Raw genomic sequence first — 452 nt, 5'->3', positions numbered from 1 at the left:
CCCGGGCCAGCCAGATATTCGGCCAGATTCCGGATCACTGGCCTGCCGGTGAAGGACTGCAGCATCGACTTGGTGCCGTAGACCATATTGCCCAGCGTGAAAGTGCTGTTGACGACAAGATCCTTACCCTGCACCAGGCCAGTCGCTGCACCTGGTGCCGCGGCAATGAATGTGGCCCCGCCCAGCGCGTTGAGGAACCGCCCGAATGGTTTGTGGGCCGCGGTCGCGTTGGGGAATATGGCTTGCGTTCCGAAAACAAGGCCGCGCACGCCGAACGAGACGGCTCCCGCCGTCGCGGTCCACGTCGGCGGCAACGTGCTCCACAAGGTGTAGGATGTGCTAGCCATGGCGCCGAAAGTCTCGAGAGCGGTCTTGTATTCCTTGGTTCGTGAATAAGCCAACGCGCTGTCGACGAGGACGCGCTGCTCCGGTGTCATCGACTTCTTGTGGGT

General features: G+C 61.9%; 1 protein-coding gene. It reads right to left on the bottom strand.

What is annotated here, in order from left to right:
- Positions 1-437, bottom strand: a 437-nt coding sequence (locus RAD15_RS43820) for a hypothetical protein (RefSeq protein ID WP_458184864.1), incomplete at its 3' end; no start/stop codon positions are given.
- Between the last annotated feature and the right edge of the window lie 15 nt (positions 438-452).

Source organism: Bradyrhizobium sp. 14AA (assembly GCF_054185205.1).
Note: the sequence above shows the minus strand (reverse complement) of the source record. Positions and strands in the feature narration are given on the sequence as shown.